The organism is Psychrobacter sp. TB55-MNA-CIBAN-0194, from assembly GCF_040309505.1.
GTDB lineage: Bacteria > Pseudomonadota > Gammaproteobacteria > Pseudomonadales > Moraxellaceae > Psychrobacter > Psychrobacter fozii.
The window spans coordinates 1-242 of sequence record NZ_JBEOOW010000689.1 but is presented as its reverse complement, the minus strand read 5'-3'; the positions used below and the strand labels follow the sequence as shown (position 1 = coordinate 242).

At 47.5% G+C, this 242-nt stretch carries 1 protein-coding gene; it reads right to left on the bottom strand.

Annotated features, from left to right (window positions below; genetic code table 11):
- Positions 1-242 (bottom strand): efflux RND transporter permease subunit (locus AAEY75_RS16745; RefSeq protein ID WP_352260288.1); only part of this gene is annotated, 242 nt, incomplete at both ends.

The following is a 242-nucleotide window of genomic DNA, read 5'->3' as shown; positions in this document are numbered from 1 at the left end:
GTTCAAGCTTGTCTTTAATGCTGCTGACCACTTGGGCAGTATTGGCATCTTTAAGGGCAATAATTAATGCCTCAGCAGCCTCTTCACCGTCTTTGGTCACGGCGCCATAACGAGCCAGATGGCCAATTTGAATGTCAGCCAAGTCCCTAAGGCGATACACCTTGGCGTCATCGGCCTTAATCACCAATTGCTTAAGTTCATCAATATCATCAATGCGCCCTTCAGCGCGGACGATAATAGTA